This window comes from Pseudoduganella chitinolytica, assembly GCF_029028125.1.
Lineage (GTDB): Bacteria > Pseudomonadota > Gammaproteobacteria > Burkholderiales > Burkholderiaceae_D > Rugamonas > Rugamonas chitinolytica.
Window position 1 is genome coordinate 4,173,608 of sequence record NZ_CP119083.1, and the last position, 22,153, is coordinate 4,195,760.

General features: G+C 63.6%; 18 protein-coding genes and 2 pseudogenes. 10 read left to right on the forward strand and 10 right to left on the reverse strand.

Annotated features, from left to right (window positions below; genetic code table 11):
• Positions 1-808: 808 nt before the first annotated feature.
• From PX653_RS18480 to PX653_RS18500, 5 genes and pseudogenes are all read left to right on the forward strand, one after another.
• Positions 809-1,411: a 2OG-Fe(II) oxygenase gene (locus PX653_RS18480; protein ID WP_277414210.1), complete on the forward strand. Its 603-nt coding sequence runs from the start codon at positions 809-811 to the stop codon at positions 1,409-1,411.
• Between the two features lie 101 nt (positions 1,412-1,512).
• Positions 1,513-2,166 (forward strand): hypothetical protein, encoded by a 654-nt coding sequence (locus tag PX653_RS18485; RefSeq protein ID WP_277414211.1) that lies wholly within the window; start codon positions 1,513-1,515, stop codon positions 2,164-2,166.
• 228 nt (positions 2,167-2,394) lie between these two features.
• The gene (locus tag PX653_RS18490; protein WP_277414212.1) at positions 2,395-3,108 is read left to right on the forward strand and encodes a flagellar brake protein; all 714 of its coding nucleotides are present in this window, start codon (positions 2,395-2,397) and stop codon (positions 3,106-3,108) included.
• A 66-nt stretch (positions 3,109-3,174) separates the two neighbouring features.
• A complete protein-coding gene (gene ampC, locus PX653_RS18495) occupies positions 3,175-4,323 on the forward strand; it encodes a class C beta-lactamase (protein WP_277414213.1) in 1,149 nt (382 codons plus the stop codon).
• Positions 4,324-4,423: 100 nt separating this feature from the next.
• A pseudogene (locus PX653_RS18500) lies at positions 4,424-4,624 on the forward strand (flagellar export chaperone FliS); the annotation flags it as partial.
• On the opposite strand, the gene PX653_RS18505 reads toward PX653_RS18500, so the two are convergent.
• From PX653_RS18505 to recA, 8 genes and pseudogenes are all read right to left on the reverse strand, one after another.
• Positions 4,624-5,886, reverse strand: coding sequence for an IS4 family transposase (locus PX653_RS18505; RefSeq protein WP_277414214.1), 1,263 nt, complete (start codon positions 5,884-5,886; stop codon positions 4,624-4,626). The pseudogene PX653_RS18500 and the gene PX653_RS18505 overlap by 1 nt on opposite strands.
• A 248-nt stretch (positions 5,887-6,134) precedes the next feature.
• Positions 6,135-6,533: pseudogene (locus PX653_RS18510) on the reverse strand (pilin); the annotation flags it as partial.
• A 220-nt stretch (positions 6,534-6,753) separates the two neighbouring features.
• Positions 6,754-7,362, reverse strand: coding sequence for an FHA domain-containing protein (locus PX653_RS18515; RefSeq protein WP_277414216.1), 609 nt, complete (start codon positions 7,360-7,362; stop codon positions 6,754-6,756).
• A gap of 75 nt (positions 7,363-7,437) precedes the next feature.
• Entirely contained in the window at positions 7,438-8,319 is an 882-nt protein-coding gene (sucD, locus tag PX653_RS18520) for a succinate--CoA ligase subunit alpha (RefSeq protein ID WP_277414217.1), read from the reverse strand.
• 14 nt (positions 8,320-8,333) lie between these two features.
• Positions 8,334-9,503 carry an ADP-forming succinate--CoA ligase subunit beta gene (gene sucC, locus PX653_RS18525; RefSeq protein WP_277414218.1) on the reverse strand — a complete coding sequence of 390 codons (1,170 nt, stop codon included), beginning with the start codon at positions 9,501-9,503 and terminating at the stop codon, positions 8,334-8,336.
• A 60-nt stretch (positions 9,504-9,563) separates the two neighbouring features.
• Positions 9,564-10,154 carry a DUF2889 domain-containing protein gene (locus tag PX653_RS18530; RefSeq protein WP_277414219.1) on the reverse strand — a complete coding sequence of 197 codons (591 nt, stop codon included), beginning with the start codon at positions 10,152-10,154 and terminating at the stop codon, positions 9,564-9,566.
• 663 nt (positions 10,155-10,817) lie between these two features.
• Positions 10,818-11,279, reverse strand: a complete 462-nt coding sequence (recX, locus tag PX653_RS18535; RefSeq protein WP_277414220.1) for a recombination regulator RecX — start codon at positions 11,277-11,279, stop codon at positions 10,818-10,820.
• A gap of 322 nt (positions 11,280-11,601) precedes the next feature.
• Positions 11,602-12,678 (reverse strand): recombinase RecA, encoded by a 1,077-nt coding sequence (gene recA, locus PX653_RS18540; RefSeq protein WP_277414221.1) that lies wholly within the window; start codon positions 12,676-12,678, stop codon positions 11,602-11,604.
• 165 nt (positions 12,679-12,843) lie between these two features.
• Here recA and PX653_RS18545 point away from each other — a divergent pair, with 165 nt between their 5' ends.
• Genes PX653_RS18545 through PX653_RS18560 form a run of 4 tightly spaced genes read left to right on the forward strand, consistent with a single transcriptional unit; the run spans position 12,844 to position 17,352 of the window.
• Positions 12,844-13,536 carry a response regulator gene (locus PX653_RS18545; protein WP_277414222.1) on the forward strand — a complete coding sequence of 231 codons (693 nt, stop codon included), beginning with the start codon at positions 12,844-12,846 and terminating at the stop codon, positions 13,534-13,536.
• A complete protein-coding gene (locus PX653_RS18550; RefSeq protein WP_277414223.1) occupies positions 13,533-15,041 on the forward strand; it encodes a sensor histidine kinase in 1,509 nt (502 codons plus the stop codon). The genes PX653_RS18545 and PX653_RS18550 overlap by 4 nt, the downstream gene beginning before the upstream one ends.
• Positions 15,042-15,046: 5 nt before the next feature.
• Positions 15,047-15,289 carry a DUF4212 domain-containing protein gene (locus PX653_RS18555; protein WP_307730754.1) on the forward strand — a complete coding sequence of 81 codons (243 nt, stop codon included), beginning with the start codon at positions 15,047-15,049 and terminating at the stop codon, positions 15,287-15,289.
• Positions 15,286-17,352, forward strand: a complete 2,067-nt coding sequence (locus tag PX653_RS18560) for a sodium:solute symporter family protein (protein ID WP_277414224.1) — start codon at positions 15,286-15,288, stop codon at positions 17,350-17,352. The genes PX653_RS18555 and PX653_RS18560 overlap by 4 nt, the downstream gene beginning before the upstream one ends.
• Before the next feature lie 7 nt (positions 17,353-17,359).
• Here PX653_RS18560 and trbK read toward each other — a convergent pair whose 3' ends face one another.
• Positions 17,360-17,569, reverse strand: coding sequence for an entry exclusion lipoprotein TrbK (trbK, locus tag PX653_RS18565; protein WP_277414225.1), 210 nt, complete (start codon positions 17,567-17,569; stop codon positions 17,360-17,362).
• A 134-nt stretch (positions 17,570-17,703) separates the two neighbouring features.
• Here trbK and PX653_RS18570 point away from each other — a divergent pair, with 134 nt between their 5' ends.
• Complete coding sequence (locus tag PX653_RS18570) at positions 17,704-19,743, forward strand: alpha/beta hydrolase family protein (protein WP_277414226.1); 2,040 nt, start codon at positions 17,704-17,706, stop codon at positions 19,741-19,743.
• Here PX653_RS18570 and PX653_RS18575 read toward each other — a convergent pair.
• The gene (locus tag PX653_RS18575) at positions 19,733-22,039 is read right to left on the reverse strand and encodes a penicillin acylase family protein (protein WP_277414227.1); all 2,307 of its coding nucleotides are present in this window, start codon (positions 22,037-22,039) and stop codon (positions 19,733-19,735) included. The genes PX653_RS18570 and PX653_RS18575 overlap by 11 nt on opposite strands.
• Between the last annotated feature and the right edge of the window lie 114 nt (positions 22,040-22,153).

The following is a 22,153-nucleotide window of genomic DNA, read 5'->3' on the forward strand; positions in this document are numbered from 1 at the left end:
TAGCAAAACCAACAATGCGAAAAATCCGATTACATAAGCGGATCGCTTGTGCATAAGCACACTGCCTTCTTCGCCTAAAGGGCCTAAAGGGCCTAAAGACGCGCCCCATGTAGCTTTTGACCTCATTATATTTTGCCTCCAAATTAGATTCCAATAGGAAACCGAAGATTACAAGAACAAACCATCAGTACCGAGAGCATCGAACGGATTTTCCAAACAAGCATTATATTTTACCCTCACAGTTCTCAAGCCTGTCATTTCCTACGAGTGTGACATTTGGATAGAATTCATATCAACTCCATACGATAGCATACGCGACTCAAAAGAGTAATGCCTATAGTTCCTATCATATTGGAGAAGACATGAAGCGACGCGACTTTATATATAAGAGTGCAGCCACAGTCGGAGCGATTAGCACTTTATTGTGCAGTTCTTCACTACACGCAGCCATGAAGAACTCGAACAAGGGCCTTATAGTCTGCTTTCATGCAGGATCAACAGAAGCATTAGCGCCAGATGGTAGTTGGCGAATTACGACCATGGCAGACCCACGCTTGTCACAGAAGCCGGCATTTATACGGCTAAACTTTCAAGTAGCCAGTGACCCGGAGTTTGAGGAGATTATTCACACCGAGCCCCAAATTGCAAAGCGAAGCGATTCCTATATTGTCCGCGTATCATACGCGCCCCCTCCGCAAGCGGGCGATTTGTATTATCGCTTTATCGCCCCTGACGTGAAACGTTCTGCGGTAGGCAGAGGCGCCCAGCCCATATACGCCAGCCCGATAAAGACTTTAGCCGCGAAAGCATGAGTCCGTTTGATTCTCCTCGTATTGTCGACGACTTCTTCGACTCGACCGAATTCGAGAGTATTGCGTGTTTTTTTAATGACATCGACTGGCGTTTTGGCTGGGGATCAAATACAGCTGGAGAATCGTTGCGCCATTGGAACAAGCATTTCGCTGGCGGCGGCAAATCCGCTCGAACACCTTGTGATGTAGAGCTCGCCGAAAACATTAACTGCGGCCCCGTAGTCGATGCATGGAAATCGATTAAGGATAAATTGCTACCTGGGCATTCATTGCTACGATGCTACGCCAATGCTCATACTTTTGGTTTAGATGGCACCATTCATCGCGACAACCCAAAGGATATTCCGGCGGTTACTACAATACTTTATTGTCATCGCATGTGGCCGCTTCCCTGGGGCGGAGAAACAGTATTTTATGACGTCGAAAATTCTTTGATACGGAGCGCGGTATTTTCAAAACCGGGCCGGGTTGTCCAGTTCTACGGAAGTGAGCCGCATGCCGCTAAATCACCATCTCGCGTTTGTCGTGAGCTGAGAATTACGCTGGTGTTCAAATCCATCCATATAGATGACTTGAAGAAACTGGATTTCTTTGACTGATACCACAAAGCATTTCTGCTTGCCAGCGAAAAGATCGATTGGCATATGCATAGATGCATACGTGTGATTATATACAACTAATCAAAACAATTAGGAACATTATGTCCAACAGAGTGGAAATGGTAGTAGGCTTTGTCGGCCAAGGTGCTAACGGCGCTGCCGCTGCAAATACTTTAGTACTGTCAACTGCATCTGGCACATCCAGCTATGTTCTCGCGAACAACATAGGCCAAGTTGTCGTGTCAATCACAAGTATTGTCCCAGCCTTAGCGCCAATTGGTCTGCAGACAAATACTCTTGCAGGTACGATGACATTCTTGAAGATCATCGGTGACATCAAAGCTGGAGCCAAGGTCGATAATAGAGATGTTCTTACACTTATGGGCAACGTTGCTGGAGTTGTCGCAACAGTTGCCGTTCTAACTGGTGCAGGGCCTGTAGCCATAACGGCGGCAGCATTCGGCGTTTTCGTAAACGTGGTTGGGATTGGGCTTTCTAGCGGAGGCCTTGTTGATTATACCGCGAACATGATCGAAAGAATTTGGCCCTCAACTCAGCCCGCTTTGACGTTCAACGAATACCATTACGACATACAGGGAAGGGTGCGGCGATATGATGATATATTGAATGATCCGGAATCAGGCTTCTCGTTATGGATTGTTAAGGATTGGGGCAATATCGAGTTTTCAGAACTGCCAGAACCTCCTCCTCGCCGGGGAGAAGATGACGAGGTTGACGGGGATGGCCTCGAATAGACTCTGCCCACAACAACTCGCCGCCATCAGCGGATGAACTAAGCATGCGCAGTGTAGAGGTAACACGCGCACGCATCTTAGATGTGTTACAGGGCCGGGGATCACTTGCAATGCGACGTTGGCGTGAAGATACGTTCACGAAATTTGTCTTGACTGATTTACACTATTTCTGAGACTTGGTGATTGCCACAGCTATAATATCTGTTTCTCTGGTGTGGAAAGAGGCAGATGAGTAGCAGTGCGCCTGCGGGTGACAACGCGCCCCGCGTCTATGAATTCGAGCAGATGAACCTGCAAGTGGGCGGGCGCGTGCAGTTCATTACGCACCGCACCTTGAAGCCCATCCAGCACTTCTCCAGCGTCGTCGGCTGGGTCAAGGACGAGTACCTGATCGTCAAGATCCCGTTCGAGAACGGCGCGCCCATCGCGCTCAACGAGGGCGACAAGCTGACCTTGCGCGTGTTCTCCGGCGTCAACGTGTGCTCGTTCGCATGCGTCGTGCAGCGCGTGTTCCAGCGGCCGCTGTACTACGCGCACGTGTCCTTCCCCGACCAGATCCAGGGTACCAGCCTGCGCACGGCGATGCGCGTCAAGGTCGATATTCCGGCCCAGCTCAAGGGCAGCGCGGGGATCGAGCAGCGTGTCTTCATCGTCAACCTGAGCGTTTCAGGGGCGCTGGTCGAGACGGCGCACGAGCTGGCGCAAAGCGAAGGCGACGTCATCCTGAAGTTCACGCTGATCACGCAGCCGGGCAACCGCGAGGTGCTGGTCGCCGCCAAGGCCATCATCCGCAATGCGGGCACGGCGAAGGCGCCGGGGCCGAACTTGCCGCCGCTGTTCTCGTACGGCCTGCAGTTCGTCGACCTGGACCATGCGCACTACCTGATGCTGCAGAATCTTACCTATGAAGCGCTGATCGCGGATCGGCAAAAGATCGTCTGATCGGCCGTTGTGATGGCATTGCTTTTCCGCTAACCTCACGGGATTACCTCCCGTGAAGGAAATGCGTTGACTACCCTGCGCCGCTGCACTACGTCCGTGCTCCTGTCGTTGCCGCTGGCCGCCTCGGCCGCGCCCGATCCCGCCGCCATCCGCGCCATCGTCGACGCCACCGTGCGCCCCCTGATGGCCGAACATGACCTGCCCGGGGTCGCTGTCGCCGTGACGGTCGACGGCCAGTCCGCCATCTTCAACTACGGCCTCGCGTCCCGCGCGGACAACAAGCCCATCGACAACCGCACGCTGTTCGAGATCGGCTCCGTCAGCAAGACGTTTGCCGCGACCCTCGCTTCCTATGCGCAGGTGCAAGGCAAGCTGGCGCTGGACGACCGTCCCGGCAAGTACTGGCCCGCCCTGAAAGGCAGTGCCATCGACAAGGCAACCCTGCTGCACCTGGGGACGTACACGGCCGGCGGCCTGCCGCTGCAGTTTCCGGACGAACTAACGGAGCCGCTGCCGGCACGGTATTACCGTGCCTGGAAGCCGGCCGGCGCGCCCGGCACGATCCGCGAATATTCCAATCCCAGCCTTGGCCTGTTCGGCCATATGACGGCGCGCGCGCTCAAGCGCGACTACGGGAGCGCCGTCGAATCCATCCTGTTTCCCGCATTCGGCATGCAGCACAGCTACGTCAACGTGCCCGCGGCCGCGCGTCCGGACTACGCATGGGGCTACCTGGACGGCAAGGCCGTGCATTTCACCGATGAGCCGTTCAGCGCCATCACGTACGGCATCCGGACGACGGCTGCCGACCTGCTGCGCTTCGTGCAAGCCAACATGACGCCGCAGGGGTTGGACCCGACGATGCGGCGCGCGGTCGAAGGCACGCACGTGGGTTATTTCAAGGTCGGCGACATGGTGCAGGGGCTCGGCTGGGAGCAGTACGCCTACCCCACCAAGCTGCAGACGCTGCTGGACGGGAACTCGGAGAGCATGATCTGGGAGCCGCACCCGGCCACGCGGCTGCAGACGCCAGCGCTGCCGGCAGGGCCGACATTGTTCAACAAGACAGGGTCCACGGGCGGGTTCGGCGCTTACGTGCTGTTCGTGCCGGAGCAAAAGGTCGGCATCGTGCTGCTGGCGAACCGGAACTATCCGATTCCGGCGCGCGTGAAGGCGGCTTACGCCATTCTTGAACGGCTGACGGCACAGAAGTAACACGCAGACGAAAAAAAACCGGGCCGAAGCCCTAATGCCGTTCAGTTAAGGTCTTTTTTCAGGACGCGGACAGTGTAGCGATGAGGTAAGGCCGTCACGGCCCGGTCGATTGGTGCTGGTCCTGACCGACGGCCTGCTGGAAGAGCTGGCCCGTGCCCGCGGCCACGTCGTGGGCAAGCGCTACGAGCTCAAGGCGACCAGCCTGGACAAGTGCACGCAGATCATCAATGGCCTGTCCAGCTCGCTCGATTTCGACAATGGCGGCGAAGTCGTCGCCAACCTCGGCCGCCTGTACGACTACTACTTTCGACCGGGCCGTTCTTCATTCAGTAGCATGAGCAGACGTTGGCGAAGGCGCTGCATCAAGGCGGGCAGCTTGCCATGTGAGCGGGTTACTGCTGCCCAATGCAGTTCGTATTGGATGACATGGAATGCACGGATAAAACTGACCTCAGTCGGCTCACACTTCACCGCCAGTGCGGCCTTGGCGATCTCCAGCCGGATCAGGTTATAGGCAGTCAAGGTTCCCCAGATTTCCTGGTAGACGCCTTCGACGGTACGGCTGCGCAGCGTCAACGCCCTGCCCATCATCGTTTGCTTGAGTTCGCGATAGCTCGTTTCGATCTGCCAGCGCCGGGTATAACAAGTCGCAACGTCTTTGGCCGTGTAGCGCTTGGTGTCGCATAGTGAGGTCAGCAATACGTGTTTGCGTGCGCTCTGGTCGATGATCGTAATGGCGCGTGCGCGCCAAGTCTCAGGCAAGTCCGGGCACTTCTTGCGTGCCTGGGGCGATACGCGCATTTCGATCATCGCATCGTCGGCAGTACCGCCAACGACTTCCCATTTCGTATTGGACTTGGCTGGAATGATGAAGTGCCTGTTCGTTCCTCCGACGGTCAGGCCGCACAGAATCTCGGCTGACAGAAAACCTTTGTCGAAGACGGTAAGCGAATCATCCGGAATCGATGCGAGCAGCTCCTTGGCGTGCAGCATCTCGTTGATGCCGTAAGGGCCAAACTTGGCATCGCGTATCAGGTGGGTCGGCACGGCAGTCAAGGTCACACCACGCACTTGCGGATAGCTGGCGATCCTGCCACTGGCATACGACTGCTCGCCGAAATGGTCGCGCTGTTCCGGCGTATCCGCCGTCTTCAATGTCGTGCCGTCCATCGCATACAGACTTAGTCCCTTGAACAGGTACTGCTTGCGATCCTGCTCCGACCATGCCTTTGCTGAGATCTCGAATAATGCCCGCAGTGGTTCGGCGCCAACACGCTGCCGTGCCTGCGCTACCGCGCTTTTGCTTACGAAAGGCGCCTGCACGTCCGGCAACGCAAGGTCCAGGTCGTCAACCACTTCACTGATAGACTGATGACGGTACAGCGCCAAGGCGACGACGAGCCACACTACCTGCTCGGCCGGCAGCCGGCGCCGTCGAATGCTCGCTTTGCCAGTGTGTACAACCGCTTGCTCGATCCACTCGGAAGGCAAGTGCCGTCCCAGGCGGGCCCAGTCCGGGTCTTCCTGGGCTTGTACGAGGAAATGGAGCGCGTCATCAAGCATGGTGACGCAGGTTAACAGCCTCAGCTACTGTTTACAACACCAAAAAGAAAAATGCCGCTCAGTCTTAACTGAACGGCATTAGGGCCGATGCCCGGTTTTTTTCTTGCTGCGTGAGCTTAGGTGCCCGTGCCGGTACCGGTGCCGGTGCCCGTGCCCGTGCCCGTGCCAGTACCAGTGCTGGTGCCGGTGCTTGCAGGCGGGTTGTTCTTCGTGATCGCTTCCACTGCTGCCGAGTTGTCGGAAGCGGTGATGTCGGTCGTGTTGGTCCAGGTGATGTTGCTGCCGCCGACGTTCGACGTCATCGTGATCTTCTTGCCGCTCGTGCCCTTGCCGATATCGGTCAGGGTCAGTTCGATATTGCCGTTGGTGACGGTAGCGGCGGACACTTCCTTGGTCGCGGTGAAGGCTGCAGCGGCAGGGATGCCGTTGGCGCCGTTGTCGCAGGCGTCTTTATCGCCGCTGGTTTCCTGGATGCACATGCCGACGGTGGACTTCAGCGAGTCGGCGGCGGTCAGCGCATTGGCGATCTTGGCCTTGACGGTGTAGTTGCTGTACTGCGGGATCGCGACGGCAGCCAGGATGCCGATGATGGCAACGACGATCATCAGTTCGATCAGGGTGAAGCCGGCCTGGGCTTGTTGCTTCATCATTTTCATGGATTTCATTTGCTGCTCCTTCGGGTTAAAGACGAATTGGGGTGGGACATAGGACATACAGCAATCGCCGTGCCAGCCCAATTCCGGCCTCTTTCATGACGCTATCGACAAGTTTGTGCGCATTTTGCGTCGCCCCGCTGACGTTTTTTGTCAGGTGAACTCTCACGAATTGTCACAACAGCTTGCGCGCCGTGCCACCTGACGAATTTTGTCAGCCCGCCCGGAATGCCATGCGCGTGCCCGACAGGTCCAGTACATCGCCGTCGGCCAGGCCTTGCGGCAGCGGGCCCAGCGGGGTGCCGTTCAGCAGCGGCACCCGCTCGCCTTCCGTGTGTGCTGCCGCGTAGCCTGCGGCCGTGCGGCTGATGACGACGACCTGCACGCCGCTGCGGCCCAGGCTCGTCTGCGGCTTTGCCAGCGCCAGGCGCTTGCCGGCATTGCTGCCGTTCAGCACTTCGATGACGGCCGGTGCGGGGGGCGGGGCCGGCTGCAAGGCGGCGGGCGACAGGGCGGCCCCTGTCAGCGGCCGGATGCCGTCCGCGATGAATTCGATGCGATACTTGGCCAGCTTGATGATGTCCTGGTGCTGCAGGTAATGCTTGCCGATGCGGTGGCCGTTCACGAACGTGCCGTTGGTGCTGTACAGGTCTTCCAGGAAGGAGTCGTCCAGGATCGTCGTGATGACGGCGTGCTCGCCGCTGACGGTGGGGTGTTCCAGGACGATGTCGTTGTAGCGCTGGCGCCCGATGGTCATGCGTTCCCTGGTCAGCTGTACCGTCTGCTCCAGGGTGCCGTCGCGGGAAATCAGGATCTTCGCCAAATCTGTCCTCCAAATGAAAAACGGGGGCTTCTCGCCCCCGTCATTATCCAGCTATCGGCAGGATGACTACGTCTTTTACAGCATGGCCTTCAGCAGGCGTGCCATTTCGGACGGGTTCTTCGTCACGGTGATGCCGCAGGCTTCCATGATTTCCAGCTTGGCTTGTGCCGTGTCGGCGCCGCCGGAGATCAGCGCGCCGGCGTGGCCCATGCGCTTGCCCGGAGGAGCGGTGACACCGGCGATGAAGCCAACGACTGGCTTCTTCATGTTGTCCTTGATCCAGCGCGCGGCGTTGGCTTCGTCCGGACCGCCGATTTCGCCGATCATGATGACCGCGTCGGTATCAGGATCGTCGTTGAACATGCGCATCACGTCGATGTGCTTCAGGCCGTTGATCGGGTCGCCGCCGATACCGACCGCGGACGACTGGCCCAGGCCCAGTGCCGTCAGCTGGCCGACGGCTTCGTACGTCAGCGTGCCCGAACGGGACACGACGCCGATACGGCCTTTCTTGTGGATGTGACCTGGCATGATGCCGATCTTGATCTCGTCCGGCGTGATCAGGCCTGGGCAGTTCGGGCCCAGCAGCAGGGTCTTGGAGCCGGCCTTGGCCATGCGGTCCTTGATTTCCATCATGTCACGGACTGGAATGCCTTCGGTGATGCAAATTGCCAGGTCCAGTTCGGCTTCGACAGCTTCCCAGATCGCGGCGGCGGCGCCTGCTGGCGGCACGTAGATCACGGAAACGGTAGCACCGGTTTCCGACTTGGCTTCCTTGACGGACGCGTAGATTGGAATGCCTTCGAAGTCTTCGCCGGCTTTTTTCGGGTTCACGCCAGCAACGAAGGCTTCCTTGCCGTTCGCGTAGTCGCGGCACATGCGGGTGTGGAACTGACCGGTCTTGCCGGTGATGCCCTGGGTGATGACTTTGGTGTCTTTGTTGATCAGAATCGACATGTTGGTTCCTTAAATTATGCTTGACCGGCAGCGGCGGCGACAACGCTCTTCGCTGCGTCTTCCATCGTATCGGCGGCGATGATCGGCAGGCCGGATTCGGCCAGCATCTTCTTGCCCAGGTCTTCGTTCGTGCCCTTCATGCGCACGACCAGCGGTACCTGCAGGGAGACAGCCTTCGATGCGGTGATGACGCCTTCGGCGATCACGTCGCAACGCATGATGCCGCCGAAGATGTTCACCAGGATCGCCTTCAGGCCTGGGTTCTTCAGCATGATCTTGAATGCTTCGGTCACTTTCTCGGCCGTTGCGCCACCGCCCACGTCCAGGAAGTTGGCAGGTTCGCCGCCGAACAGCTTGATGGTGTCCATCGTGGCCATGGCCAGACCGGCGCCGTTCACCAGGCAGCCGATGTTGCCGTCCAGGGAGATGTAGGCCAGGTCGAACTTCGAAGCTTCGACTTCGGCTGGATCTTCTTCGTCCAGGTCGCGGTAGGCGACGATTTCCGGATGACGGAACAGGGCGTTGGCGTCGAAGTTGAACTTCGCGTCCAGAGCGATGACCTTGCCTTCGCCGGTCAGGATCAGCGGGTTGATTTCAGCCAGCGAAGCGTCGGTTTCCCAGTATGCCTTGTACAGACCTTGCAGGTTCGCGCGCGCATCGGCGATCGAAGCTTCCGGCACGCCGATCTTGCGGGCGACGTCGTCGGCATCCGCGTCGGTCAGGCCCACGGCCGGATCGATGATCACGTTGTGGATCTTCTCTGGGTGGGACTCGGCCACTTCTTCGATGTCCATGCCGCCTTCGGAGGAAGCCATCAGCACGACGCGCTGCGAAACGCGGTCGGTCACCAGGGAAACGTACAGTTCCTTCTTGATGTCGGCGCCTTCTTCGATCATCAGGCGACGGACCTTCTGGCCTTCAGGGCCGGTCTGGTGCGTGATCAGCTGCATGCCCATGATCTGTTCCGAGTATTCCTTGACCTGTTCCAGCGACTTGGCCACTTTCACGCCACCGCCCTTGCCACGGCCACCGGCGTGGATCTGCGCCTTCACCACCCATACCGGGCCGCCCAGCGTCTCGGCAGCTTTCACCGCCTCTTCCACGGTCATGCACGGAATGCCGCGCGGAACCGTCACTCCAAACTTTCGGAGGATCTCTTTGCCTTGGTACTCATGGATTTTCATGCTGGCTTCCCTTCTGATACAGATATGAATGGTTAATGTTACTGATGGGTGCGAATGGTGTTACGGGTCTTGCGGCACCGGAGTCGTGCTGGCGGACTGGGCCACCCAGCGCGGGTAGAACCGGGCAACTGCCCCGCCATCGGTACGGAGGGCGTGGCATTTGTCGAGTTGAAACGGTTTCTCTTTGGGCTGGACGGCGGTGGCGTTGTCATACGTCGGCCACACGTCGTTGGCGAAGGCTTGGACGGCCGCAGTTGGCAGGATCTGCGCCAGTTCCGTCAGGTGCGTGCAGCCGGCAATGCCGGACAGCCGCGCTTTCAGTTCGTGCCGGAAGCCCTTCATCAGGTTCAGGCCGATCATGGCCTTGTAGGCCGGACCGATCGTGTTGCAGAAGCCTGCGTAAGGCACGGCGTCGGATACGGCCTCGGCGTCGACGATGGTCAGTTGCTTGTCCACCGTGATGCGCAGCCAGAGATCGTGCAGGGGCTGTCCGCCTTGGCGTAAGCCGGAAGCCAGCAGGGTGTCGCCCACTTTGATGTCGGTGATATGCGCGTCGAGGTCCCACAAGCCATCCTCGCGCGCGAACGCCTGGATGTCTATGGCGCGCGTATGGCGCAGCGCACGACGTGAGACTGGAGTAGACAGGGACATAAGACCGATGCCGCTTGCGCGACCAAATTAGTAAGCAGCCATGTACTGAAAAGTACGTTGCCGCAGCTTCTACGGACAACCACCGCACCCGCGGTGCTGCATAAAACTACAAAAGTGTAGCACACCGGACAGGCTTGGGCGAGCGATGTGATCGTACAACCTCGGCAGTGGGCGATTCATGGGGTGAATTGGGTGTGATACTTTTGCAACTTTGTGGGTGATAACTGTCCGGCCCCGAAATCGGGGGGCTGTGTGGAAGGAGGAAAGCCAGGTGGTGCGCCCTTACCCCAGGAGCGAAAGCCGGGATCAGACCCTGGTGTTGGGTGAAACGACGCCCGCAACAAGCAAAAATTGCCAGCATCGCCATGCCTCGGCAATTCGGTTCCGGGACTGTCGCGGAATAGTCCGACACAGGCTCCTCAGGAAATTGGGGACAGCCTCCGATTTCGCTTTTGCAACTTTGTGGGTGACAACTGTCCAGCCGGGAAATCCGCGGCGGTGTGAAGAACGAAAGCCAGGTGGCGCGCCTTCCCCCAGGAGCGAAAGCCGGGGTCAGACCCGGCGGGTCTGACCCCAGACCCTGGTGTCGGGTGAAACGACGCCGCGACGCGCAAGGATTGCCGGCATCGCCATACCTCGGCAATTCATGCTCTCCAGCGCGGCTCAGAAACCTTCATCGCTGGGGTCGTAGCCCTTCATCGCGGCGCGCACTGCTTTCTGGGAGAAGCCCCGCTGGATCAGGAAGCGCATCTGCTTGGCGCGGCCTTCCGCATCGGATGCCACTTCGCCGAACTTGCGGCGCCAGACTTCGCAGCAGCGCGCCACCTCGTCTTCGACCAGGCCGGCCTTCACTTCCTGCAGCGCCTCGCCCTGGATGCCGTGGCTTTGCAGCTCGGCCAGGATGCGGCTGTTGCCGTAGCGCGCTGCGCGGCGGTGCACCAGCGATTCCGAGAAGCGTTCCTGCGACAGCCACTTGTTCTTTTCCAGCCAGTCCAGCAGGGCTTCCACGTCCTCGCCCTCCTCCGCGTGGCGCGCCAGCTTGCGGCCCAGCTCGAGGCGGCTGTGCTCGCGGGTGGACAGCAGGCGCAGGGCGCGGGCTTTCAGGCTGACGGGTGGGGCGGGCATGGGGCGTCTATATTCGGTGCGGTTGGGCTGGACTATAGCAATGGCGCAGGCGGGTGGGAAGGCGGTTGGCGCGGCCATCCCGCACGGAGCGCCGAGCGCTGTTGCCGGTTGCGCTGCTTGGCTCGCTGCCATTGGGTTCGCGGCGCTTGCGAAGACTTTTACGTCAGCGATAAAAACCAGGGTCAGTCCCGAAGGGACAGACCCTAAGCCGGCAAGGTGGCGACGGATCAAAAACAAACGCCACCGCCGCGCAAGCGGTCGGTGGCGTTCGGGTCAAGCGCTACTGGGGTTCGACTACAGGGGTTCGACTACAGGGGTTCGGTCAGTCCACGGCCTTCAGCTTCGGGGCCGGGGCCTCGGCATCCGCTGCCGATGGTGCCAGTTCGCGCACGCCCAGCGAGGCGCGGACCTTGTTTTCGATCTCGCGGGCCAGTGCCGGACGCTCCTTCAGGAACGTACGGGCATTGTCCTTGCCCTGGCCGATGCGTTCGCCGCCGTAGCTGTACCACGAGCCCGACTTCTCGACGATCTTCGCTTCCACGCCCAGGTCGATGATCTCGCCTTCGCGCGACGTGCCCTCGCCATACAGGATGTCGAAGTGCGCTTCCTTGAACGGTGGCGCGATCTTGTTCTTGACGACCTTGACCTTCGTTTCGTTACCGATCACCTCGTCGCCGGCCTTGATCGAGCCGGTACGGCGGATGTCCAGGCGCACGGAGGCGTAGAACTTCAGCGCGTTACCGCCCGTCGTCGTTTCCGGGCTGCCGAACATCACGCCGATCTTCATGCGGATCTGGTTGATGAAGATGACCAGCGTGTTGGTGCGGTTGATCGTGCCGGTCAGCTTGCGCAGCGCCTGGGACATCAGGCGGGCCTGCAGGCCTGGCAGCGAGTCGCCCATGTCGCCTTCGATCTCGGCGCGTGGCGTCAGCGCGGCCACCGAGTCGATGACGATCATGTCCACGGAACCCGAACGCACCAGCGCGTCGCAGATTTCCAGCGCCTGTTCGCCCGTGTCCGGCTGCGAGATCAGCAGCTCGTGCAGGTTCACGCCCAGTTTCTGCGCATACGTGACGTCCAGCGCGTGTTCCGCGTCGATGAACGCGCAGGTGCCGCCGATCTTCTGCATCTCGGCGATGGTCTGCAACGTCAACGTCGTTTTACCCGACGATTCCGGACCATAGATCTCGACCACGCGACCGCGCGGCAGGCCGCCGACGCCCAGCGCGATGTCCAGGCCCAGCGAGCCGGTGGACACGGTCTGCACTTCTTCCAGCGGAGCACTGGCATCCATGCGCATCACGGAGCCCTTGCCGAACTGCTTTTCAATCTGAGCCAGCGCCGCGGCAAGCGCTTTGGCCTTTTCCGATGCAGGTACTGCCGCTTTCTTGTCGTCCATGATCTTCCTTCGTCTCTAACGTTTCGTTCAGTCTTCGTTCAACCGATACTGTATATGTATCCAGTGGTTTTTGCAAGCGCCATCTGCACTTTTTTGCGGCACGTCGACGGCCCGCAAAAAGGCTGCGCATATGAGTAAAATGAAACCCTTGCAGATCGGATCACCATGCGTATTTTACTAGCCGAAGATGACAGCGTCCTGGCGGACGGCCTGACGCGCTCGCTGCGCCAGTCCGGCTATGCCATCGACTGCGTGAAGAACGGGCAGGAGGCCGACACGGCCCTGTCCACCCAGGAATTCGACCTGCTGATCCTCGACCTGGGCCTGCCCAGGCTGTCCGGGCTGGAAGTGCTGCGCCGCCTGCGCGCGCGCGGCTCCCTGCTGCCGGTGCTGATCCTGACGGCGGCCGACTCGGTGGAACAGCGCGTCAACGGCCTCGACCTGGGCGCGGACGACTACATGGCCAAGCCCTTCGCGCTGTCCGAGCTGGAAGCCCGCGTGCGCGCGCTGACCCGGCGCGGCCAGGGCGGCGGCTCCACTGTCGTCAAGCACGGCCCCCTGACCTACGACCAGGTCGGCCGCAGCGCCAGCATCAACGACCAGATGCTGGACCTGTCCGCGCGCGAACTGGGCCTGCTGGAAATCCTGCTGGCCCGCACCGGCCGCCTCGTGTCGAAGGAACAGCTGGTCGATCACCTGTGCGAATGGGGCGAGGAAGTCAGCAACAATGCCATCGAGGTGTACGTGCACCGCCTGCGCAAGAAGATCGAGACGGGCGGCATCCGCATCGCCACTGTGCGCGGCCTTGGCTACTGCCTCGAAAAATACGCCGCCCCCGCCCCCGCCGAAACGAAGTGAGCGCGCAAGCCGACCAGGACTGGCAAGCCGCTCCGGAAGAGGAAGGCGAGATCCAGCATTCGCTGTTCGGCGAGATCCTCGACTGGATGCTGGCGCCGCTGCTGCTGCTTTGGCCGATGAGCATCGCCATCACGTACCTGGTGGCGAAATCCATCGCCAACCAGCCGTTCGACCATGCGCTGGAGGATTCCGTCACCGTGCTGTCGCAGCAGGTGCGCGACGTCAACGGCAAGCTGGTGCAGCGCCTGCCCGGCTCCGCGCGCGACATCCTGCGCGCCGACGACATCGACAGCATCTACTTCCAGATCCTGGGCCCGCAAGGGCGCTACGTGGACGGCGACCGCGACCTGCCGCGCCCGGAGCCGCAGGCGGACGACGAAGCCACGCCCGCCGGCACCGTGCGCTTTCGCGGCGATAACCTGCACGGCACGCCGATCCGCGTCGCCTACACCTACGTCAACCTGGAAGAGAACAGCGCGCAGCCGCCCCGCCTGGCGCTGGTGCAGGTGGCCGAGACGCTGGAAAAGCGCGCCAAGCTGGCCAACGAGATCATCAAGGGCGTGATCCTGCCCCAGTTCATCATCCTGCCCGTCGTGCTGGCGCTGGTGTGGTTCGCCCTGTCGCGCGGGCTGCTGCCGCTGGCCGAACTGCAGGAACGCATCCGCGCGCGCCCCTCCGACGACCTGTCCCCTATCGCGCCGAACCAGGTGCCGGAGGAGATCGCGCCGCTGGTGCGCTCGCTCAACGAGATGCTGGCGCGCCTGGCGCAGTCGATCGACATGCAGAAGCGCTTCATCGCCGACGCCGCGCACCAGATGAAGACGCCGCTGGCCGGCATGCGCACGCAATCCGAACTGGCCCTGCGCCAGACCGACCAGCACGAGATCCACCGTTCGCTGGAACAGCTGGCCAAGAGCTCCGAGGCCGCCACCCGCCTCGTCAACCAGCTGCTGGCGCTGGCGCGGGCGGAAAACCAGCCGCAGGCCGGCACGGCGCTGGCGCCGCTCGACCTGGCCGACGTCGCCCGCAACGCCGTGCGCGACTGGGTGCCGGCCTCGTTCAACCACCGCATCGACCTGGGCTTCGAAGGCCCCGACCAGCAGGTCGAGATCGACGGCAACGCCGTCATGCTGCGCGAGCTGCTGAACAACCTGATCGACAATGCGCTGCGCTATACGCCGCCCGAAGGCAGTGTCACGGTGCGCGTGCGTGCCGGCGCGGAAGCGGCCATCCTGGAAGTGGAGGACACGGGCCCCGGCATCCCTGCCGCCGAGCGCCTGCACGTGTTCGAGCGCTTCTACCGCATCCTCGGCAGCAACGTCGAGGGCAGCGGCCTCGGGCTGGCCATCGTGCGCGAGATCGCCCAGCAGCACGGCGCCGAGATCGACGTCTTCGGCAACCCGCGCGCCACGCAGCCGAAATATCCCGGCAGCCTGTTCCGCCTGACGTTCCCGCCGCGCCCCGCGACCGTCGGGCCCGACGAAGAGACCCCGTACTTTGGATAACGATTTTGGATAACCGCACCCACTGGCGCGCCACCCGGCGCCTGACCGCCGCCCTGCTGCTGGCGTGGCTGATGACGGGCTTTTTCGCCGTCTTCTTCGCGCGCGAGCTGGCGGGCCTGACGATCTTCGGCTGGCCACTGTCGTTCTACCTGGCCGCGCAGGGCGCCTCGCTGGTCTACCTGGCGCTGATCGGCCTGTACGCCCGGCGCATGCGCCGCCTCGACCGCGAGTACCGGGAGAACGCGTGACGGCCGCCCGCCCCGCCCCGCGCACATTCTTCCAGCGCCTGACACGCTATTACAGCTACTTCACGCTGGCCTTCGCGGCCTTCCTGGCCGCACTGGCCACGCTGGAAAAGGAGGGCATGCCGCGCGTGTGGATCGGCTACATGTTCATGTTCGCCACCATCGTGCTGTACGCCTCCATCGGCCTGGTCAGCCGTACCTCGAAGGTGTCCGAATACTACGTGGCGGGACGGCGCGTGCCGGCCCTGTACAACGGCATGGCGACGGCGGCCGACTGGATCTCCGCGGCCAGCTTCATCAGCCTGGCCGGCGGCTTGTACCTGCATGGCTTCGACGGCCTGGCCTACGTGATGGGATGGACGGGCGGCTACTGCCTGGTGGCGCTCCTGATCGCGCCCTACCTGCGCAAGTTCGGCCAGTACACGATCCCCGACTTCCTGGCGGCCCGCTACGGCGGCGCCAGGGGCGGGCGGGCCGTGCGGCTGTGCGCCGTGGCCGCCACCATCGTCATCTCGTTCACGTACGTCGTCGCGCAGATCTATGCCGTGGGCCTGATCGCCTCGCGCTTCACCGGCGTCGATTTCTCGGTCGGCATCTTCCTGGGCCTGGCCAGCATCCTGGTGTGCTCTTTCCTGGGCGGCATGCGCGCCATCACCTGGACGCAGGTGGCGCAGTACATCATCATCCTGGCCGCCTTCCTGATCCCCGCGATGTGGCTGTCCGCCAAGCACAGCGGCAATCCGATGCCGCAGGTCGCCTACGGCAAGCTGCTGCCCCAGCTGAGCGCGCGCGAGGCGGCCCTGATGGCGGACGACAAGGAGGCGCAGGTGCGGGCCGTGTTCCGCCAGCGTGCCGACGACTACCAGCGCCGCCTGGACGGCCTGCCCGGCACGTGGGACGCGGGCCGCGTGGCGCTGCAGCACCACCTCGACGGCGTCCGGCTGCGCAATGCCTCGCTGCTGGAGATCCGCAGCGCCGAACGGGCGCTGATCGCCTATCCGAAAAACCCCGACGATGCCGTCGCCGCCTGGACCGCGCTGCGCGACGAGAACCTGGCACGCGCCCGCCCCATCACGCCGCACGCGGCGCCCTTCCCCGGCCCCACGCCGGAAGCGTCGGACATCAAGCGCAACAACTTCCTCGCGCTGGCGTTCTGCATGATGCTGGGCACGGCCGCCCTGCCGCACATCCTGATGCGCTCCTACACCACGCCGTCCGTCGACGAGACGCGCCGCTCCGTGTTCTGGACGCTGTTCTTCATCCTGCTGATCTACCTGACGATTCCCGCGCTGGCGGTCTTGGTCAAGTACGACGTCTACACGGCGCTGGTGGGCAGCGACTTCGCGCACCTGCCCACGTGGGTGTCGTACTGGGCCAACGTGGACCGCGCCAATCCGCTGATCAGCATTGCCGACGTCAATGGCGACGGCATCGTGCAACTGGCCGAAATCGTCATCGACGGCGACGTGCTGGTGCTGGCCACGCCCGAAATCGCCGGCCTGCCGTACGTGATTTCCGGCCTGGTGGCGGCGGGCGGCCTGGCCGCCGCGCTGTCCACCGCCGATGGCCTGCTGCTGGCGATCTCGAACGCGCTGTCGCACGACGTGTACTACCGCATCGTCGATCCGAAAGCCTCGACGCAGAAGCGCGTGACGATCTCGAAACTGATCCTGCTGGGGGTGGCGTTCGTCGCCGCGTATTCCGCGTCGACCAAGCCGGGCGACATCCTGTCGCTGGTGGGCGCCGCGTTCTCGCTGGCCGCTTCCACCCTGTTCCCGGCCCTGGTCGTGGGCGTGTTCTGGCGCCGCGCCAACCAGTACGGCGCGCTGGCCGGCATGGCGACCGGATTCGTCGTGTGCCAGTTCTACATGCTGCACACCAATCCCGTGCTGGGCGGCAGCGCGGCGGCGCAATGGTTCCACATCGCGCCGATCTCCGCCGGCGTGTTCGGCGTGCCCGCGGGACTCGCGGCGCTGGTGGTCGTCAGCCTGCTGACGCCGCCGCCGGACGCCCACAGCCGCGCATTCGTCGACCACGTGCGCCGCCCGGACGAGGCGGCGCCTTAGAAGGCGCTTACTGCGCGGTCGTCACGCGCCGGGCGCAGCGCGCGGCGAACGCCTTGCGCACGGCTTCGTCGGCGATCTTGTCGACTTCGGCTTGCGCGCACGTGGCGTCGCTGAGCGTCATCTGGTCGGCCTGCAGTTGCGGGTCGACCTTGCTGCTGCAGGCGACGGCGACAATGGCGCTGGCAAGCGCCAGCGCGATGGTGGGATACGTGTTCATGGCGGCAGCTCCGGTGGTGGGGGACGGGGCGCCAGTGTAGCCGCAACGTCGCGCCACGGCAACGCGTGACAATCGGAGAGAAATTCCTGCTGGCAAATGTGATAACTTATGCGCCCTTTTCAAGTTTGCCTGCGATGCGTGCCATTCCTCTTTTCTGCGCCAGCGTGCTGTGCGCCCTCTTCGCCACCGCCGCCGCCGCGCAGACCGCGCCGGCTGCGGCACCGCCACCGGCTGCCGCCTTCTTCGCCAACCCCGCCTTTACCGGCGGCGTGCTGTCGCCCAGCGGGCGCTACCTCGCCGCGAAAGTGGACGGCAAGACGGGCCGCGACGCGCTGGCCGTGATCGACCTGACCGACAAGGCCGCCCGCGTGGTGGCGGGCTTCGCCGATGCGGACATCGGCACCGTCCAGTGGGTCAACGACGAGCGGCTGCTGTTCGACACGACCGACAAGCAGATCGCCGCGGGCGCCATGCGCTTCGCACCGGGCCTGTACACCGTGAAGCACGACGGCAGCAAGTTCCGCCAGCTGGCCGAACGGCGCGAATACTTCATCCGCGACGGCAGCCGCAAGGACATGCTGCCCTGGCACACCTACATGATGGACGAGACGGGCAAGCAGGACTCCGACTACGTCTACGTGCGCGACATCGGCTTTGCCGGCAATACCGTCCGCTCGGTCGACCTGCTGCGCCTGAACGTGGCGACGGGGACGACCAGCAGCGTCAACGTGCCGTTCACGGCCATCGACTGGATGCTGGACAACGACGGCGAACCGCGCCTTGCGCATTCGCTCGACAAGGGCAAGGCCACGATCTGGCTGCGCGACCGCGCCACCGACAAATGGCGCGTGCTGGCGAGCTTCGAGGCCTACGGGCCGGACGAGCACTCGTTCGAGCCAATCGGATTCGGGCCGGACGGCACCTTGTACGCGCGGGCGCGGCGCGACAACGACCAGGCCGCCATCTTCAAGATCGACCTGCAGACGGGCACCATCGGCACGCAGCCCGTGCTGCGCGTGGACGGCTTCGATTTCTCCGGCCACCTGGTCGCCGACGCCACCCGCCTGCTGGGCGTGCGCTACCAGGGCGACGCGCGCGACACGGCGTGGTTCGACCCCGCGTTCAAGGCGATCCAGGCCGACGTGGACGCCAAGTTGCCCGGCACCGCCAACCTGATCGGCGTGCCGCGCCGGCCCGACACGCCGCACCTGCTGGTCACCGCCTATTCCGACGTGCAGCCGAACGTCTACTTCATCTACGACACGGCCACGCGCAAGCTGGACTTCGTGGGCCAGGCCCACAAGGATATCCGCGCCAAGGCGATGGGGCACCAGCATTTCGTCACCTACGCGGCACGCGACGGCCTGAAGATCCCGGCGATGCTGACGCTGCCGCCGGGCGTGGCGGCCAACCAGCCCGGCACCGCGCCGCTGCCGAAGAACCTGCCGCTGGTCGTGCTGGTGCACGGCGGCCCGTACGTGCGCGGCACGTATTGGCAGTGGGACCCGGAGGTGCAGTTCCTGGCCTCGCGCGGCTACGCGGTGCTGCAGCCGGAGTTCCGCGGCAGCACGGGCTATGGCCGCGAACACTTCGCGCGCGGCCTGAAGCAGTGGGGCCTGGCGATGCAGGACGATATCGCCGACGGCGCCCGCTGGGCCATCGCGCAGGGTTACGCCGACCCGGCGCGCATCTGCATCGCCGGCGCCAGCTACGGCGGCTACGCCACCTTGATGGGCCTCGTGCGCAACCCCACCCTGTACCGCTGCGGCGTCGCATGGGCCGGCGTGACCGACATCAACCTGATGTACACGGGCCACTGGCGTTACGCGTCCGACGTGCCGGAGGAGTTCAAGGAGTACGGCATGCCGCAGCTGATCGGCGACCCCGTCAAGGATGCCGAACAGCTGAAGGCCACGTCGCCGCTGCAGCAGGCGTCCCGCATCCGCCAGCCGCTGCTGCTGGCCTACGGCACCGCCGACGAACGGGTGCCGATGATCCACGGCACGCGCTTCCGCGACGCCGTCAAGGCCGTCAACAAGGAGGTCGAGTGGATCGAGTACGAGGACGAAGGCCACGGCTGGTCGCTGCCGCAGAACCGTATCGACTTCTGGACGCGGGTGGAACGCTTCCTCGACCGCCACATCGGGACCGGGCGCAAGACCGCTACTCCCTGATCTCCTGCCGGCGCAGGGCCGGGTCGGCGGCGATCTCCGCCGGGGTGAACGGCAAGGTCACCCACTGCCGCTCGACGAAGCGGCGGGTCTGGTCGGCGTGGTGCGGCGAGGCCGGATCGTCCGACTGCGAATACGCCAGCAGTGCCTGCGCACGCGGGCCTGCGCTGCCCAGCTCCACGACCTGCACGTAGCTGGTGCCGCCGGTGACCTCGAAGCGGCCGTCGCGCGGTGCGGCGGCGACGTCGATGGTATTGAACACGCCCAGCTCCCCCGGGCCGCCGTGGACCGGCAGCGCGCTGCCGCCGCGCCGGCTGACCTGGAAGTCACCCAGTCTTGCCTCGGCGCCGATGCCGGCGGCCTCGAACTGGCGCACCTTGCGCGCCAGGCCATCGGCCAGCGCCTGCGCCACCGCCGGGTCGCGGTGGTTCAGGCCGCGCGGCGTGTCGACCGGATCGCTGGGATCGAACGGCACGGTCCAGGCGTTGTCCTGCGCCAGGCCCTTGGCCAGCATCGCCATGAAATACGGCAGGCCCGCATTGGCGCCGTAGCCGGCATCCCCTGTCCACGTCGCAAGCGCGGCACACCCGTTGCGCAGCTCCGCCGTCACGGCCGCCGTGCCGCACCAGACGCGCACGTCGGGCAATGCCAGCGCCGCCAGGTACACCTTGTCGTCCAGGGCCATGTCGCGCAAGTCGGCGGCGGTCAGCGGGCCGCTGCGCAGGCGCCGCTGTAATTCCGTCAGCGCCAGCCGGGTGCGCGCGCCCTGCGGCACGCCATCGCGCGAGACCAGCGGCGAAAAGCCCGTCAGCGGCGCGGCCGGATTGGTCAGCCACGCGCTGTCGTTGGCGTTCTGCACGAAGTCGCGGCGCTCCAGCAGCGGCAGGCGGCGGGCCGGCACCGTGCCGGGCTGCGCCGCGCCGGCTTCGTCGCGCCAGGCGCAAGCGGCCGTGCTGCCGTCCAGCACGAACAGGCCGTCCTCCACCAGCGCCGCCAGCTCGGGCACGAGGCAGCGCTCCAGCACGTCGTCGGGCAGGTTGGCGACGGGCGCCACGTCCATCATCAGCGTGTTGCCGGCGCGGTCGGCCGCGATCGTGTTGTTCCATGGATTGCCCGCCAGTTGCAGGTTGGCCTCCTTCAGTTCGGCCAGCGAGGTGGCCAGGTTCATGCGATACCACTGCGCCACGGCGCGGTGGTTGACCGCATTGGCATCGCGCAGCACGTAGGCCGTCGTGCGGGTCCAGTCCAGCACTCCGGCGGAGCTGATCAGGGGACCGTCCTCCGTGCCGTACAGCGTGCGGCTGCGCGTGCCCAGGCTGCCGTCGGGCAGCTTGACGGGCACGCTGACCGTGCGCCGCAGCAGGGGCCGCGACTGGCCGTCGACGAGGTAGCGGGTCGGGTCCGCAGGGTCCAGTTTGAGCGCGTACAAGGTGGCGTGGGCCGCGGTGTCGGTGGTGTGGGTCCAGGCGAATTGCTGCGTGAAGCCGATGGCCACGGCCGGCAGGCCGGGCAAGGTGGCGCCCATCACGTCCATCTTGCCCGGGATGGTCAGGTGCACCTGCCAGAAGCGCTGCGCCTCGCCCCACGGCAGGTGCGGCTGGCCCAGCAGCAGGCCGCCGCCATGGGCGCTGGCGTCGGCGCCGACGGCCACGGCATTGCTGGCCGAACCGCGCAGCGCCAGCTTGCGGCCGCTGCGGGCCGCGGCGACGGCCGGCGCGTCACCCGGCGGCTGCGTCCTCGCGACATCGCCGATCCACGCCGTGGCGGTCATCGTCGTGCGGCGCATCAGGCGGATGACGTCGCGCTCGGTCAGCGGCCGCACCCAGCTGCCGTTGCGGCATTGCGCCGGCAGCCCGGCCGTCCCCTTCTGCGCCAGGTAGCGGTTGACGCCGGCCACGTAGCCGCGCATCAGCGCCTGCACTTGGGCGGGCTGCGCCTGCCACGCGGCCTGCACGATCTCGTCGTTGTTCCATTGGCGGAAGAAGAAATCGGAATCGAGGTTGTTGACGGCCAGCTCGGGATTGTCGGAAGAGTTGCCGTCCATGCCGAAATGGCGCGAGCGCTCGCCGGCGACGGTGGCGACCTCGCTGGCGAGCAGGCAGAAGTTGTCCTCGGCGTAGGCGTAGCCGATGCCGTAGCCGAGGCTGGCCTCGTCGTTGGCCTGGATATGGGGGATACCGAACGACGTGCGCTGGATCACGGCGCTGAGGCGCGGTACGGTGGGCGAGTGGTCGCTGCCGCCACAGGCCGCCAGCAGGGGCAGCGTGCACAGGGCGGCAAGAACGGTCGGTTGCTTCATCATGGCTCCGGTTGAATGGGATGACCGGATCGTGCGCGCGCGGCATGAAGCCTGGCTGAGCGATGGGTTAAGATTGCATGAAGGACATGCTTGTACGAGCAGAAACGTGCGCGC

Coding starts and splice junctions, on each gene's coding strand:
- PX653_RS18480 (WP_277414210.1), top strand. CDS start 809: ATGAGTCCGTTTGATTCTCCTCGTATTGTCGACGACTTCTTCGACTCG.
- PX653_RS18485 (WP_277414211.1), top strand. CDS start 1,513: ATGTCCAACAGAGTGGAAATGGTAGTAGGCTTTGTCGGCCAAGGTGCT.
- PX653_RS18490 (WP_277414212.1), top strand. CDS start 2,395: ATGAGTAGCAGTGCGCCTGCGGGTGACAACGCGCCCCGCGTCTATGAA.
- PX653_RS18505 (WP_277414214.1), bottom strand. CDS start 5,886: ATGCTTGATGACGCGCTCCATTTCCTCGTACAAGCCCAGGAAGACCCG.
- sucD (WP_277414217.1), bottom strand. CDS start 8,319: ATGTCGATTCTGATCAACAAAGACACCAAAGTCATCACCCAGGGCATC.
- sucC (WP_277414218.1), bottom strand. CDS start 9,503: ATGAAAATCCATGAGTACCAAGGCAAAGAGATCCTCCGAAAGTTTGGA.
- PX653_RS18530 (WP_277414219.1), bottom strand. CDS start 10,154: ATGTCCCTGTCTACTCCAGTCTCACGTCGTGCGCTGCGCCATACGCGC.
- recX (WP_277414220.1), bottom strand. CDS start 11,279: ATGCCCGCCCCACCCGTCAGCCTGAAAGCCCGCGCCCTGCGCCTGCTG.
- recA (WP_277414221.1), bottom strand. CDS start 12,678: ATGGACGACAAGAAAGCGGCAGTACCTGCATCGGAAAAGGCCAAAGCG.
- PX653_RS18545 (WP_277414222.1), top strand. CDS start 12,844: ATGCGTATTTTACTAGCCGAAGATGACAGCGTCCTGGCGGACGGCCTG.
- trbK (WP_277414225.1), bottom strand. CDS start 17,569: ATGAACACGTATCCCACCATCGCGCTGGCGCTTGCCAGCGCCATTGTC.
- PX653_RS18570 (WP_277414226.1), top strand. CDS start 17,704: ATGCGTGCCATTCCTCTTTTCTGCGCCAGCGTGCTGTGCGCCCTCTTC.
- PX653_RS18575 (WP_277414227.1), bottom strand. CDS start 22,039: ATGAAGCAACCGACCGTTCTTGCCGCCCTGTGCACGCTGCCCCTGCTG.